Source organism: Halomicrobium sp. HM KBTZ05, from assembly GCF_041530035.1.
GTDB lineage: Archaea > Halobacteriota > Halobacteria > Halobacteriales > Haloarculaceae > Halomicrobium.
Window position 1 is genome coordinate 2,291,589 of the sequence record NZ_CP168057.1, and the last position, 12,442, is coordinate 2,304,030.

Below are 12,442 nucleotides of genomic sequence, written 5' to 3' on the forward strand. Positions count from 1 at the left end.
ACTTCCTCTCACTCTCCACACCACATCACGCCACAGTCCGACGCGGCCGTCAGTCGTCCGTCTCGACGCTGGTGATCGTCCCGACACCTTTCGATCGGCCTTCGCGGAAGACGAACCGCTGGCCTTCCTCGACGAGGTACGAGCGGAACTTGAAGCGGACCGTGGCCTCGCCGCTGTCGCCGGGCAACAGCTGGCCGTCGGTCGGGAAGAACTGGGCGGCCTCGCTGATCGTCTCGACGTGGACGACCGGCTCGTAGCCGTCGCCGATCCGCGTCGGGTGGTTGAGCACCATCACCTCCGCCTCGAACTCTCTGACCGGGTCCGGATCGGCGTCGCGGGGCAGCAACACCATCCCGCGTTCGAGGGCGGGCTCCGTGACGCCCTTGAGTGCGATGCCGACGATGCGGCCGGCTTTGGCCTCGTCGACGCGGTGGTAGTGCATCTCGATCGATCGGACTTCGACCTCGCGGAAGGTGCCGTCGGGCATCGGTCCCAGCAGCAACTCGTCGCCGGCCTCGACCGTTCCCGACTTGATCGTCCCGGAGGCGACCGCGCCGACGCCCTGGACGTTGTAGCTGCGATCGACGTACATCCGGAACGCGCCGCTCTCGCCGGCAGTCTTGGGGAGGCGTTCGAACATCGCGTCGAGCTGGTCGATCCCGTCCATCGTGACGGCGCTCGTCGTCACGACGGGAACGACGGTCTCGGAGATCTCTTCGATCGCGGCGTCGACGCCGTGGCGCTCGACGCGCAACGGGGTCTTGTCCACGTCTCGCAGCGCCCGTTCGACCTCCCGCTCGACCTCGGCGACGCGCTCGTCGCTGACGAGGTCTGCCTTCGTGATGGCGACGATCGTCGGCAGTTCCGTCGCGAGCAGGATGCCCAGGTGCTCTCTGGTCGTCTTCGTCGGTCCGTCGTCGGCCGCTACGGTCAACAGGCCGTAGTCGAGCTTCTGCCCGACGAGCCCCCGAATCGTCGTCCGAAGCCACGGCTCGTGGCCGACGGTGTCGACGAAGCTGACGAGGCGGTCGGACTCCTCGACGACGCGTGCCCGATCGTCCTTGCGGTCGGGGTTGTCCATGCGGACCGGTTCGTCGTCCTCGAAGCCGTAGACGCCGTAGGAGAGGTCGGCCGACAGGCCGCGCTCGACCTCGTGTGGTTGCACGTCCAGATACGAGCGGGTGCTGCCCTCACCGTCGTCGGCGCTCCCGGTGACGAGCGTGCCCACCAGCGTCGACTTCCCGTGGTCGACGTGGCCCGCCGTGCCGACGACGATGTGGTCGTCGTCTTCCAGCACCGCACCCTCACGGATCGTCGCGACGCCGACGATACCCTCTGGGGCGGTGTCTGTGTCCGTGTCGGCCGTCGCCGGGGGACCGTCTGGGTCGGTCGTCTGCGATGCGCTGTCGACCCCCCAGGTCTGGACGGCCTCGATGTGTGCGCCGGCCTCGTCGGCCAGCAGCGAGAGCACGTCCATCGACTCGGAGAACGCCTCCGGGGAGATCCCGGCGAGGCCCCCGTCGTCCGTGACGCCGACGACGTAGGTCGCTTCCCCGTCACCGGAGAGGATGCGGTGGCGCAACTGTGCGGCGAGGCTCTCCAGTCGACCCTCGGCGAGGTGGAGGTCTTCGGTGAGCCGCTCTTTGAACTCGACGCTGCCGCCCTCCTGTTCGCCGCGCTCGATCGCACGGCGGAGCACGGCCTGGTCGGGGCTCATGCGACGGGGTAACGGACCACAGAATAAAAACCTTCCCCGGGTACGAGGACGTATCCCACCTGAGCGGTCAATAGCGGTCCGGAGGCGACAGTCTGGTGCTCGTCAGCAGTGGACGGAAAGTGGCAACGAGTCGGCACCCACTGGCCGACCGACACACCCCCCAGCGAATCGGCACAGTCCACGTGTCGACACCTGCACCGACCAGCCGGGACGCTGACCCGCCACCGTTATATGAGCGATTGTGCAATCAATCAAGTATCGATGGCCGAACAATCTGAGCGACTGGAGCGCCTCCTCAGGCGGGAACTCGGCGAGTGCTGTGCCGGCGACGTCGAGAACCGCGTCGAATCGATCGAATCACACGCAGCGACGATCCCGTCGGATCCCGAGGTCGATCTGACGGCGCTGGCGACGTTGAGCAACGACACTCGCTACAGGATCGCGCGGCTCCTGTCGGCCGCCGAGGACGAGCTCTGCGTCTGTGAGATCAGTCCGGTCGTCGACGTCAGCGAGAGCGCGATCAGTCACGCGCTGTCGGACCTCCGGGAGGCGGGGCTCGTCACCCGACGCAAGGACGGGACCTGGCGCTACTACGAGGCGACGGCGCGGACGACGGCACTCCTGTCGGCGCTGGACGAGACGCGAGGTGAGGCCTGATGGCCGACGTTCGCCTCGCGTTCGTCTGTGTCCAGAACGCCGGTCGCTCGCAGATGTCGACGGCGTTCGCCGAGCGCGAGCGCGACCGCCGGGACCTCGGCGATGTCGTCGAGATCCGCACCGGCGGGACTCGTCCGGCCGACCACGTCCACGGGGAAGTGATCGACGTGATGGCGGAGGTCGGCATCGACGTCTCGGATCGGACACCGCGCGAGATCTCGACCGCCGAACTGGACGCCTGCGATCACGTCGCGACGATGGGCTGTTCGAAGCTCGATCTCGACGCCACGGTCGACGTGCGCGACTGGGCGCTGGACGATCCGGACGGTCGGGATCTCGATGCCGTGCGTGCGATCCGCGACGAGATCGAAGGCCGCGTCGTTGCCCTGTTCGACGAAGTCGAGGAGACGCTCGATCGATGAGCACCGCCGAACACGGCCGCAGATACGACGAACCGGTCGCGCTCTGAGCAACGCTGTCGCTCTGCCCGTTCGGTCACCGATACGGCTCGACCGCTTCGAGGAACCCCGCGGCGTACTGGGCGTCGGTCCGGCGGTCGGCCGCCGCGGCCGCGTGTTCGTCCGCGTTGGCGACGGCGACGCTCTCGCCGGCCAGTTCGAACGTCGCCACGTCGTTGATCGAGTCGCCGACCGCGAGGAAGTCGCCGGGTGCGTGCCCGAGTTCCTCGGCGACCGCCCGCAGGCCCGTTCCCTTGTCGACGCCCGGAGACTTGACGTGGTAGGCGTAGCCCGTGTCGATGACGGTCAGACCGTGCGTCTCGGCCAGCTCGTCGAGGGGTTCCCGGGGCTGGTCCAGCGAGACGGCGATCTCCGTCTCGCGCCAGCGGTTCGCCAGGTCCACGCTCCCCCAGCCCAGCGTGTGTCCCCGCTCGCGATACGCCGCGACGAAGGCGTCGACGGCTTCTGGATCACCGCCGAAGACCAGTTCGTCGCTCTCGCCGACGAAGACGACGCCGCCGTTCTCCGCGATCACGCACGGCTCGATGCCGACGAACTGACAGAGCGCGACCGGGAACGGGAACGCCTTGCCCGTGGCCACGACCACCGGAGCCGGCCACTCCGCGAGGACCGTCATCGCACGGGGCGCGACTGCCTGATCCGGTCCGGTCAGCGTTCCGTCGACGTCGACGACCAGCGGCGGTGTCTCCTGCATACGATCGCTCGGTCGGCGATCGATATGTCCGTTACGGACGGGTACGTGTGGGGCCGTCCTCGATCGCCTCGAACGACGGGCGCAGGCGCACCGTCTCCGCGAGGGGCGCGAGCGCTCGACACTGCCTGTCGGCCAGCGCCAGCCGCTCCTCCGCGTACCGGGCGAGCCCGTGGTGGTCGACGTGCCACGCGAGCCCGCAGTCGGCGTCGAGAGCGAGCGTCCACCTGGCGGCCCGTCCGGCCGCGAGGTTCCGACCGAGCGCTTCGAGACGGTCCCGAGACCGGTCGTCGATCCCGCCGATCGTCGCACCGACCGCGGCGGCACTGCCTCCGAGTGCCCCGGCCGTGTCCTCGATCACCGAGCGCGCGGACTGGGCAGTCGCGTCGTCGGCGAACGTCTCGACGATGCGCTTGGATGCGTCGAGCATCGTCTCGACGCAGTCGCGACAACGACTGTCCTCGACGGCAAGCAGCTCCGAGTACGCCGCCGAGAAGAGGAAATCACCCGCCAGTAACGACGCCGTCCGTTCCCCCGCACCGAGGTCGTCGTCCGAGAGATGGCCGAGGAGATTGCCCCGCCGGTGACAGTACTCTCGCAGCAACTCGACGGCCACTGCCCCCGAGAGCGCCGTCTCGGCCGTCGGTTCGTCAGCGACCGACGCGTACGACCCCACCAGCAGTTCGCCGTACCACCGGTCGTCGAGGATCGGAGACACTCGCGACGGGAGGTGATCGTCGTGCGCGTCCACGAGGTCGGCCAGGCGACGCTCGATCTCTGCCCCGTGGTCGGTTGGGACACGTCCTTCGGCCATGGTCAGTCGTCCGTCGTCACGGGCTCCATCCCCGCGTCGTCGAGATCGACGTCGTCTTCGGTGAGATCGTTGTCACGCCACGTCCCGCGGCGATACCACCCGTAGGCGATCACCGCACCGGCGACGTTCGAGATCGCGAAGGAGAGCCAGATCCCGGTCTCGCCGATCTCGCCGGCCGCGAACCACGCGATCGGGAACCGGATGATCCCGAGCATCAGCACGGAGATCGCCGCGGCGGTGAGCGTCTTGCCGGCCCCGCGGAAGCTCCCCGTGTACGCCCGCATGATCCCGATGAAGCCGAAGGTCAGCGCGACGTAGCGCAGGAACTGCGTGGCGACGTCGACGACTTCGGGATCGGTCGTGAACACGTCGGCGATGGGTGCGGCGACGAAGAAGACGAGGATCCCCGCGGCCGAGAGCACGCCGAAGAGGACCGTCGCGGCGAGCCCAGTCGCTCGCTGGGCGCGGTCGGGTTTGTCTGCACCCATGTTCTGGCCGGTCATCGTCTCGACGCCGCGGGCGACGGCGATCGCCGGCAGGAAGATCACCGAGAACACGCGCGTCCCGATGCCGTAGGCGGCGACGACGGCGTCGGGGAAGAACGCGACGATGAACAGCAGGAGGTTCATCGACAGCGCCCTCCCCATCCCCTCGACCGACGCGGGCAGCCCGATCCGGACGAGTCGCGGGAGGTAGTCGAGGTCTGGCACCATGTCGCCGAGGTGGATCTGGACGCCGCGGGTCCCCCTGAACATGATCGCGAGACCGACGACGAGTGCGACCGCCCGCGAGAAGATCGTCGCGATGGCCGCGCCGGTGATACCGGAGCCCGTGTAGCCCGTCGCCGCCAGCAGCGTCGCTTCGAGCCCCCCCAGATCGAGCATCGCGAACAGCGGGTTGCTCTCGAAGCCGAAGATCAGGAACGGGTCGATGACGATGTTGAGCACCACCGAACCGAACATCACGACCATCGGAGTGATGGTGTCGCCGTAGCCCCGCATGAGCGCGATGAACACGGCGAAGCCGAACATGAAGAGCAGTCCGAGCGAGATCACTTCCATGTAGCTCGTCGCCAGGGGCAACACGTCCTGGGACGCGCCCATCACGCCGAGGAACGTCTCGACGGCGAAGAAGCCGACGACGCCGAGCACGATCGACGCGATAGCCGCGAAGGTCACCGTCTGGGACGCCGCGTACTCCGCCTCTCGCTCCTCGTCGGCACCCGTGTACTGTGCGACGAGCACGCTCCCGGCGACGGAGATGCCCATGCCCAGCGAGATGAGCAGGAACACCATCGGGAACGCGAAGGAGATCGCGGCCAGTGCGTCCGTGCTGTACTGGCCGAGCCAGAAGGTGTCCGCGAGGTTGTAGGCCGTCTGGAAGAGGTTCGTGATCACGATCGGCATCGACAGGAAAAAGAGCGGTTTGCCGATGCTCCCAGAGGTGAGGTCGAACTCTTCGGGACCTCTGAACATCGAGCGAATCCGGTCGAGGAGTCCCATCAGTCCGCACCTCCCGTCGGCCCCTCAGCCAGCAGGTGCCGCTCGGTGTACTGTGTCACCGTCGCGTAGAGGCGGTCGGACGGCGTGCCGGTCGCGATCTCTCGCGTGTGTGCCCCGGTGATCGTCGCAGTCAGAAACTCCGCAGCGGCGGCCGGATCGACGCGCTCGTCGAACGTGCCCGTCTCGATGCCAGCTTCCAGGATCTCCTGGAACCGCTCGAACAGGAGTGTGTCGAACTCTGCGAGGCGCTCGCGGATGGCATCGTCGTAGGGTGCCTGTGCCATCACTTCGAGCATCGCCGTGCGAAACGCCTGCTGTTGGCCGTCCGGATCCGCGCGACACGACACCTCGAACAGCGCGTCGAGCCGTTCCCGCGGCGAGTCCCCGCCTGCGTCGGCCAGCCGCTCGGTGTATCGGTCGTACAGATAATCGAGGAAGGCGACGAACAGCTGGTCTTTGTCGTCGTAGTGGTAGTGAATAGAGGCGGTGCTCCTGTCGGCCTCGGCGGCGATGTCCTGCACGGTGAGATTCGCGTAGCCGTGCTCACAGAGCGCACGATACGTCGCGTGTAGAATCTCGGTAGCTGGTTCGTCCTCCATGTCGGTCGATATTTCACTTACTGACTGTTTAGTCAAAAGCCTTTGGAAGCGGACAGCGACCACAGCCACGGCGACACGACGAGTACGGTCGATCGAAGACTGGCCCGCGATCGTTCGGCGGTCAAAAGCGTTATGCAGGACTGGCTATACGTTATAGCAATGGCCGAACCGCCGGACAGATCACTCTCGGAGTCGGACGAAGCGATCATGCGCGCGACCTATCGCGCGCTCCGAGACCACGGCTACGCCGATCTGACGATCAAGCGCATCGCGGAGGAGTACGGCAAGACGACCGCCGCCGTACACTACCACTACGAGACGAAAGAAGACCTCCTCGCGGCGTTTCTGGACTACATCCTCGATCAGTTCGCGGCGGCGGTCCACGACGTGGAGACGACCGACCCCGAACAGCGGCTCGACTTACTGATCGATAAGTTGATCGCCGACGCGGAGGACCACCAGGATCTGCTGATCGCGATGCTGGAGATGCGCAGCCAGGCACCCTACAACGAGACGTTCGGCGAGCGGTTCCAGCAAAACGACGAGTACGTCCGCTACATGCTCCGGACGGTGATCGACCACGGCGTCAGGGAAGGGGTCTTCTCGCCGGTCGACTCCGAGCACGTCGCACGCGCGCTCATGATGATCGTCGACGGCGCTCGCACCCGTGCAGTCGTCCTCGACGAAGCGGACACCCTGGGGACCGCACGCCAGACGGCAGCCGAGTACGTCGACGCCGTGTTGCTCGACGACGACTGAGGGCCGGACTGGCATCGACTCCTGCTCTGAGGCGGTCAGTCGTTCAGCCGCTCGTAGGCCTCTTTGACGCGTTTGAACGACTGCTCGTCGCCGCTGTCGGTGTCGGGATGGACCTCTTTGACTTTCTGACGGTACGCGGCCTTGATCGAGGACTGATCGGCACCCGGATCGAGGCCGAGCCGGCTGTAGGCCTCCGTCGCGCTGATCTCGTTGCTCGCCGACGGCGCGCGGGTCCGTCGCTCGCGTCGCTTGCGTCGCTGGCCCCGCTGTCGCCGCGAACCGCCAGTCTGTCGAGCACGCGCGCCCCCGCCTGCCTGGCGGGCGCTCGCACCGTCGCGCGGCGGTTCCCACTCCTTGCGCGGGCCAGCGCCGGTCCGTCGCTGGCGACCGCCGTCGACCCTGGCCTGCTGTTCGACCCGCCGGTAGACCCGATCGGCCATCCGCCCGCTGGCGTGGTAGTAGACGAAGTACGTCGCCACGCCGAACGTCGACGCGAGGACGAGGACGGCGGGGCTCTCGACCAGGCCCACCACCGTCAGGACGACGGTCAGTCCACCGAGCACGACGGCCAGCCCCGTAGTGAGACGGTCGTACTGCACAGTCGGGGTTCGGGACCCACGACCGTAAGCCTCTCGCCGCTGGGCGTGTGACTGTGTAGCATGAGCGTCACCGGACTCTGTGAGATCTGTGAGAGCGCGACCAGCGAGGACGCCTGTGATCTGTGCGGGAGACAGGTCTGTGAGAACCACTACGCCGAGAGCGACGGCATCTGTACCGCCTGTCTGGGCGAGGCCGGGAGTCAGCCGGACCGGCAGCCGGCGTCGGAGGACCTGCCCGACGGCGTCAACACCTACGAGTTCTGAGACGGAGCGGTCGGTGCGGATCCGTGAGCGTTTGGAGGGCCACACGGGACGACAGCGGGGCGGTCGGTGCTGGCGGGACCGTGGAGGGGGCGGAGGGTGGAGGGACCGGACACAGAGGCCGGCGAATGTGGCGCGGCGGACGGTGGAGGGGAGTCCGGCCGGGCCGGCGGACGGTTGCGGGTGAGGGGCGGGAGCTACCGGCGGCAGCGACCGACGAGCGCGGTACGGTGGGTGGGATTTGGAGGGGTGGGGATGTCAGCGGCGACCTCGTCGGTCTGGGACGGGTGGGCGTGCGAGCAGTCGCGTGTGGAGCTGTCGTCGTGCGGCACTCGAAGCAACGCCCCACACCACCGTATAAACGCACCCACGACTTCAGAGCCGGAACGACGGCCGAAGATTTATATACGAGAACTAGTCGCGGTGCTCGTTCAGTCGCTCTTTGAGCCGGCGGGCCGCCTGCTCGGCCGCGCCGAAGTACGCGTCTTCGTCGCTGCCCGCGCCGCGTCCCGCGTCTTCACCGGCGAAGATGATGCCTCGCGAGGAGTTGACGAGCCCGACGCCGTCGGCCAGACCGTGCTCGACGGCCGCCTCGGCGTCGCCGCCCTGGGCACCGACACCGGGGACGAGGAAGGGCAGGTCGGGGACCACCTCGCGAATCCCCGCGAGTTCGTCGGGGTTGGTCGCGCCGACGACGAGGCCGACGTTCCCCCGCTCGTTCCAGGTCTCGGCCAGCCTCGCCACCCGCTCGTACAGCGGCCCGCCCGACGCCAGTTCGAGGTCCTGGAGGTCCGCCCCGCCAGAGTTCGACGTGCGACAGAGGACGAACACGCCGCCGTCTTCGCGCTGGAGGAACGGAGCCAGCGAGTCACCGCCCATGTAGGGGTTGACCGTGATCGCGTCCGCCAGGTCGAGTGCCGTGGCGTACTGACGGGCGGTGTTTCCGATGTCGCCGCGCTTTGCGTCCAGCAACACCGGCACGTCCTTGCCGTGGGCGTAGGCGATCGTCTCTTCGAGCGCGCGCCACCCGTCCGCGTCCTCGTAGAAGGCGGCGTTGGGCTTGTAGCAGGCCGCGTGTTCGTGGGTCGCGTCGATGACGCGGCGGTTGAACGCCCAGCGGGGCAGCTCCGCGTCGGCGACACAGTCGGGCAGTCGGTCGGGGTCCGGGTCGAGGCCGACGGAGACGACGCTGTCCGCGGCCGCGATTCGCTGACCGAGCCGATCGAAAAATCCCATGGCCGATCTGGCGTCGGCGACCGACACAAGCGTTTCCTTCCGTGCCGGCCCACCGTGGCTCCAGTTTTCACGCGCCTGCCGGGAACGGGGGGCGGTGTTATGATTTTTGATACGGGGACCGGGGTCTATAAATCGCTGGCTTCCGTCGGCCCGGCTATGGACCGTTCGCTCGACATCGAGCACGTCGCGCGGGAACTGCCCGACCTCGACGCCGTGCTCGATGATACCCGTCTCCGCCCGATCGGCCTCGTCGGCGGCTTCGCACTCGTGTTGGTCGGGGCCCTGCTCGGACTCCCGCTGGCAAACACCTTCTGGACCTCCGTCGTCTCCGGCGTGCTCGTGTTCGTCGGGATCCCGCTGTTCTCCGTCGGACTGGCGGCCCCGGAGCCAGAGGACGGCTGGGAGATTTTCACCCTCGGCGTCGACCTCACGCGCGAGCAGCGCCGCATCGTCGGCATCGGATCGCTGCTGGTAGTCTTCTCGCCGATCACCGTGGCCCTGCTGGGGCCGATACTGGGCTTTGCCACGGCCGTCTGGCTCGCGGCCGCGGCGCTCGCGGTGCTTGGTTCCGTGCTCATTCTCACCGGGTTCATCGCCTGGACCTCCAGAAAGCTCGTCGAATCGCCGGTCTCGCGGTAGCTCCGGGCCTACGCGGCCGTGATCGCGACGAGTGCGTCGACGGCACCTTTGACGGCCGCCGCGTGCTCGATCCGGACCACGACGCCCTCGTCGCCGCGCTCGACATCGATCCCGTCTGCGGGCTCGAACGCCTCGGGCAGCGAGCCGTCGACGGACAGGGTCGCACCGTCGGGAAAGACCATCACGGTCCCGATCCGGTCGCCGTCGATCGCGACGCCGTAGGCTGCGGTTCCGTCCGCCGTCGGCTCGACCTCCGGCGTGGCATCGACGACGCCGACCCGATCCAGCGGCGGCGTTTCCAGTCCCGTCAGCTCCGACGCGAGCAGCTGTGCGACGCGTTTACCGTCGGTAATTCGATCCTCGACCATCACAGATCACCTCGTATGCGCTCTGCGAATTCGGCCACGTCGATCCCCTGCCGACGGGCGTAGACGACGGCGGCAGCCTCCAGAGTGACGCCCAGTTCGTCCTGGAGTCGGTTGATCGCCGCGACCGCCGACTGTTTGTCCTCGCCGTGCTGGACGACGGCGGCGAGGACGCGCTCGAACGTCGACCGCTCGCGGAGGATCGACTCGTCGGGGGCGAACCCGTCGGGCAGCGAGACCTCCGACGGATCGAAGGTGACGACGAGGTCGTCGCCCTCGCGCTCGACGAGCCCCTCGCTGGCGGCCACGTCGACGAGACGCTTGGCCTGGTCCGGCGAGAACCAGTCGCGGTCGAGCGACAGCGCGACGACGAACTCGCTCTCTCCGAGTCGATCGCTCCCGTCTTTGGCGAACGGTGCGGCGACGGCGCGGCGGAGACTCATCGCCGAGACGTGTGGCTGGGCGGCGTATCAGGGTGTCGGTCGCTGGCGGCTCGTCATCGAACGCTTCAAGTAGCCGCTGGGCTATCCCTACCGTATGAAAGATCAGGGACGCTCCACACGCAAGCGGACCGGCGGTCGCGTTCGCCCGTCGCGCAACAAGCGAAAGTACGAACTGGGCAACGAGTCCACCGAGACGACCGTCGGCGACCAGAAGCTCAAGACCGTCGACGCACGCGGTAACACCGAGAAGTTCCGCGCCGTCACCACCAACGTCGCCAGCGTCGCAGACGGCGGCGAGGTCGTCGAGGCCACTATCGAGGACGTCGTCGAGAACGCCTCCGACCCGAACTACGCTCGCCGAAACATCGTGACCAAGGGTGCGATCGTCGAGACCAGCGAGGGCCGGGCCCGCGTCACCTCCCGCCCCGGTCAGGACGGACAGGTCAACGCAGTCCTGATCGAGTAATCCGTCGAAACCGTTTCGATATAGTAACAATTGAAACGATTGACACACCGATCGCACTTTCGCCGTGCGATCGAGTGTGCATTGATTTTCAATTGCTACTATAGTCACAATAGCTCTCGGTAGCGGTCCGGACACCTCTTAGCGACGCTTTTACCACGTCCCGGCAGAGTCTCAGGTGGCGTGTATTCCCCACGCCGCGGACTGTGCCCGATCCGCGGTCGTCGACACGCCACCCCACGAGCCCGGGGTATCCCGTCACGTCACGCCATCCCAGTTGGGGCCACCAGACCCCACTTTTCGGACGCTGCACGACGACGGCCACCTGCGGGACGCGCCGGAAAACGACGACAGTAACCATCGAAAGTCAGCGCACACCCGATCGCACGACAGCGGTGCGATCAGTACGCACACCGTTTCGATTGCGATACGTACCGATATGTACCGCTCGGGAGTCCAATTATAAACCAGTTACAACGGCGCTCGTCTCGGTCCGGACGATTCGGACAGGACACGATGACAGCAACACTCTCATTCGAACCAGCCGTCGCGAAACAGCACCGCCAGATCGACGTGTCCCGCTGGGACGAGGTGTACGTCGTCGGCGACGTACACGGCTGTGCGGAGACGCTCGAACGGCTCCTCGATCGGCTCGACAACGGCCGGAGCCTGTTCGTCTTCGTCGGCGACCTCGTCAGGAAGGGGCCGGACAGTCGACGCGCACTGTCGCTGGTCCGCGAACGGGACAACCTGCTCAGCGTCAGGGGCAACAACGAGCAGAAGCTCCTCGACGGCCGGGCGTCGATCGACGCGCTCGACGACGACGACCTGGCCTTCGTCGAGTCGATGCCCCTCGTCGTCTCCTGGGACGGCGCGCTCGTCGTCCACGGCGGGATCGACCACCGCAAGCCACTGGCCGAGCACAGCGCCGAGGAGCTGCTGAACAACCGCTCGCTGGTCCCGGACGGCGGCTACGACCGACCCTACTGGTTCGAGACCCGAAACGGCGGGCGGAAGGTGTTTTTCGGCCACACCGTGCTGGCACAGCCGTTCGCCACGCCGTGGGCGGTCGGGCTCGACACCGGCTGTGTCTACGGTGGACAGCTGACGGCCTATCGGTGTTCGACCGGGGAGTTCGTCTCCGTCGAGCCACCGGAGACGTACGTCGAGCGCAGCGCCGACAGTATCGTCGACCCGCGTCCGGCGGTGGAGGAGTGA

The 12,442-nt window shown here is 67.3% G+C and carries 16 protein-coding genes; 7 read left to right on the forward strand and 9 right to left on the reverse strand.

Going from position 1 to position 12,442, the window contains the following annotated elements; translation table 11 throughout:
• Positions 1–49: 49 nt before the first annotated feature.
• On the reverse strand, positions 50–1,717 hold the full coding sequence (locus tag ACAH01_RS11915; RefSeq protein WP_372479320.1) for a GTPBP1 family GTP-binding protein: 1,668 nt from the start codon (positions 1,715–1,717) through the stop codon (positions 50–52).
• 261 nt (positions 1,718–1,978) lie between these two features.
• On the opposite strand from ACAH01_RS11915, the gene ACAH01_RS11920 reads away from it, so the two are divergent.
• Positions 1,979–2,374, forward strand: coding sequence for an ArsR/SmtB family transcription factor (locus ACAH01_RS11920; protein ID WP_372479322.1), 396 nt, complete (start codon positions 1,979–1,981; stop codon positions 2,372–2,374).
• A complete protein-coding gene (locus tag ACAH01_RS11925; RefSeq protein ID WP_372479323.1) occupies positions 2,374–2,796 on the forward strand; it encodes a low molecular weight phosphatase family protein in 423 nt (140 codons plus the stop codon). The genes ACAH01_RS11920 and ACAH01_RS11925 overlap by 1 nt, the downstream gene beginning before the upstream one ends.
• Positions 2,797–2,869: 73 nt before the next feature.
• Here the strand turns inward: ACAH01_RS11925 and ACAH01_RS11930 are convergent, their stop codons facing one another.
• From ACAH01_RS11930 to ACAH01_RS11945, 4 genes are read right to left on the reverse strand one after another with little or no spacing between them, the layout of a single operon-like run.
• The gene (locus ACAH01_RS11930) at positions 2,870–3,547 is read right to left on the reverse strand and encodes an HAD-IIB family hydrolase (RefSeq protein WP_372479324.1); all 678 of its coding nucleotides are present in this window, start codon (positions 3,545–3,547) and stop codon (positions 2,870–2,872) included.
• A 31-nt stretch (positions 3,548–3,578) separates the two neighbouring features.
• Complete coding sequence (locus tag ACAH01_RS11935) at positions 3,579–4,358, reverse strand: hypothetical protein (protein WP_372479325.1); 780 nt, start codon at positions 4,356–4,358, stop codon at positions 3,579–3,581.
• Positions 4,359–4,360: 2 nt separating this feature from the next.
• A complete protein-coding gene (locus ACAH01_RS11940) occupies positions 4,361–5,860 on the reverse strand; it encodes an MATE family efflux transporter (RefSeq protein ID WP_372479326.1) in 1,500 nt (499 codons plus the stop codon).
• Complete coding sequence (locus tag ACAH01_RS11945; RefSeq protein ID WP_170093839.1) at positions 5,860–6,459, reverse strand: TetR/AcrR family transcriptional regulator; 600 nt, start codon at positions 6,457–6,459, stop codon at positions 5,860–5,862. The genes ACAH01_RS11940 and ACAH01_RS11945 overlap by 1 nt, the downstream gene beginning before the upstream one ends.
• 159 nt (positions 6,460–6,618) lie before the next feature.
• Between ACAH01_RS11945 and ACAH01_RS11950 the strand changes: the two genes are divergently transcribed.
• Complete coding sequence (locus tag ACAH01_RS11950; protein ID WP_372479327.1) at positions 6,619–7,218, forward strand: TetR/AcrR family transcriptional regulator; 600 nt, start codon at positions 6,619–6,621, stop codon at positions 7,216–7,218.
• 35 nt (positions 7,219–7,253) lie between these two features.
• Here the strand turns inward: ACAH01_RS11950 and ACAH01_RS11955 are convergent, their stop codons facing one another.
• Positions 7,254–7,817: a J domain-containing protein gene (locus ACAH01_RS11955; RefSeq protein WP_372479328.1), complete on the reverse strand. Its 564-nt coding sequence runs from the start codon at positions 7,815–7,817 to the stop codon at positions 7,254–7,256.
• A 60-nt stretch (positions 7,818–7,877) separates the two neighbouring features.
• On the opposite strand from ACAH01_RS11955, the gene ACAH01_RS11960 reads away from it, so the two are divergent.
• Entirely contained in the window at positions 7,878–8,081 is a 204-nt protein-coding gene (locus tag ACAH01_RS11960; protein WP_372479329.1) for a hypothetical protein, read from the forward strand.
• Positions 8,082–8,492: 411 nt separating this feature from the next.
• Here the strand turns inward: ACAH01_RS11960 and pyrF are convergent, their stop codons facing one another.
• Positions 8,493–9,314, reverse strand: coding sequence for an orotidine-5'-phosphate decarboxylase (gene pyrF, locus ACAH01_RS11965; RefSeq protein WP_208628734.1), 822 nt, complete (start codon positions 9,312–9,314; stop codon positions 8,493–8,495).
• 156 nt (positions 9,315–9,470) lie between these two features.
• On the opposite strand from pyrF, the gene ACAH01_RS11970 reads away from it, so the two are divergent.
• Positions 9,471–9,953 carry a hypothetical protein gene (locus tag ACAH01_RS11970; protein WP_372479330.1) on the forward strand — a complete coding sequence of 161 codons (483 nt, stop codon included), beginning with the start codon at positions 9,471–9,473 and terminating at the stop codon, positions 9,951–9,953.
• 8 nt (positions 9,954–9,961) lie between these two features.
• Here ACAH01_RS11970 and ACAH01_RS11975 read toward each other — a convergent pair whose 3' ends face one another.
• Both ACAH01_RS11975 and ACAH01_RS11980 read right to left on the reverse strand, forming a co-directional pair.
• Positions 9,962–10,321: a hypothetical protein gene (locus tag ACAH01_RS11975; protein WP_372479331.1), complete on the reverse strand. Its 360-nt coding sequence runs from the start codon at positions 10,319–10,321 to the stop codon at positions 9,962–9,964.
• On the reverse strand, positions 10,321–10,761 hold the full coding sequence (locus tag ACAH01_RS11980) for a DUF2240 family protein (protein WP_372479332.1): 441 nt from the start codon (positions 10,759–10,761) through the stop codon (positions 10,321–10,323). The genes ACAH01_RS11975 and ACAH01_RS11980 overlap by 1 nt, the downstream gene beginning before the upstream one ends.
• Before the next feature lie 94 nt (positions 10,762–10,855).
• Between ACAH01_RS11980 and ACAH01_RS11985 the strand changes: the two genes are divergently transcribed.
• Both ACAH01_RS11985 and ACAH01_RS11990 read left to right on the forward strand, forming a co-directional pair.
• Positions 10,856–11,227: a 30S ribosomal protein S8e gene (locus ACAH01_RS11985; RefSeq protein WP_015762753.1), complete on the forward strand. Its 372-nt coding sequence runs from the start codon at positions 10,856–10,858 to the stop codon at positions 11,225–11,227.
• A gap of 513 nt (positions 11,228–11,740) precedes the next feature.
• Positions 11,741–12,442: a metallophosphoesterase family protein gene (locus ACAH01_RS11990; protein WP_372479333.1), complete on the forward strand. Its 702-nt coding sequence runs from the start codon at positions 11,741–11,743 to the stop codon at positions 12,440–12,442.

Excerpts from the sequence above, each read along its gene's own strand:
- ACAH01_RS11985 (WP_015762753.1), top strand. The coding sequence starts at position 10,856 with ATGAAAGATCAGGGACGCTCCACACGCAAGCGGACCGGCGGTCGCGTT.
- ACAH01_RS11940 (WP_372479326.1), bottom strand. The coding sequence starts at position 5,860 with ATGGGACTCCTCGACCGGATTCGCTCGATGTTCAGAGGTCCCGAAGAG.
- ACAH01_RS11915 (WP_372479320.1), bottom strand. The coding sequence starts at position 1,717 with ATGAGCCCCGACCAGGCCGTGCTCCGCCGTGCGATCGAGCGCGGCGAA.
- ACAH01_RS11945 (WP_170093839.1), bottom strand. The coding sequence starts at position 6,459 with ATGGAGGACGAACCAGCTACCGAGATTCTACACGCGACGTATCGTGCG.
- ACAH01_RS11970 (WP_372479330.1), top strand. The coding sequence starts at position 9,471 with ATGGACCGTTCGCTCGACATCGAGCACGTCGCGCGGGAACTGCCCGAC.
- pyrF (WP_208628734.1), bottom strand. The coding sequence starts at position 9,314 with ATGGGATTTTTCGATCGGCTCGGTCAGCGAATCGCGGCCGCGGACAGC.
- ACAH01_RS11960 (WP_372479329.1), top strand. The coding sequence starts at position 7,878 with ATGAGCGTCACCGGACTCTGTGAGATCTGTGAGAGCGCGACCAGCGAG.
- ACAH01_RS11990 (WP_372479333.1), top strand. The coding sequence starts at position 11,741 with ATGACAGCAACACTCTCATTCGAACCAGCCGTCGCGAAACAGCACCGC.
- ACAH01_RS11950 (WP_372479327.1), top strand. The coding sequence starts at position 6,619 with ATGGCCGAACCGCCGGACAGATCACTCTCGGAGTCGGACGAAGCGATC.
- ACAH01_RS11925 (WP_372479323.1), top strand. The coding sequence starts at position 2,374 with ATGGCCGACGTTCGCCTCGCGTTCGTCTGTGTCCAGAACGCCGGTCGC.
- ACAH01_RS11980 (WP_372479332.1), bottom strand. The coding sequence starts at position 10,761 with ATGAGTCTCCGCCGCGCCGTCGCCGCACCGTTCGCCAAAGACGGGAGC.
- ACAH01_RS11935 (WP_372479325.1), bottom strand. The coding sequence starts at position 4,358 with ATGGCCGAAGGACGTGTCCCAACCGACCACGGGGCAGAGATCGAGCGT.
- ACAH01_RS11975 (WP_372479331.1), bottom strand. The coding sequence starts at position 10,321 with ATGGTCGAGGATCGAATTACCGACGGTAAACGCGTCGCACAGCTGCTC.
- ACAH01_RS11930 (WP_372479324.1), bottom strand. The coding sequence starts at position 3,547 with ATGCAGGAGACACCGCCGCTGGTCGTCGACGTCGACGGAACGCTGACC.
- ACAH01_RS11920 (WP_372479322.1), top strand. The coding sequence starts at position 1,979 with ATGGCCGAACAATCTGAGCGACTGGAGCGCCTCCTCAGGCGGGAACTC.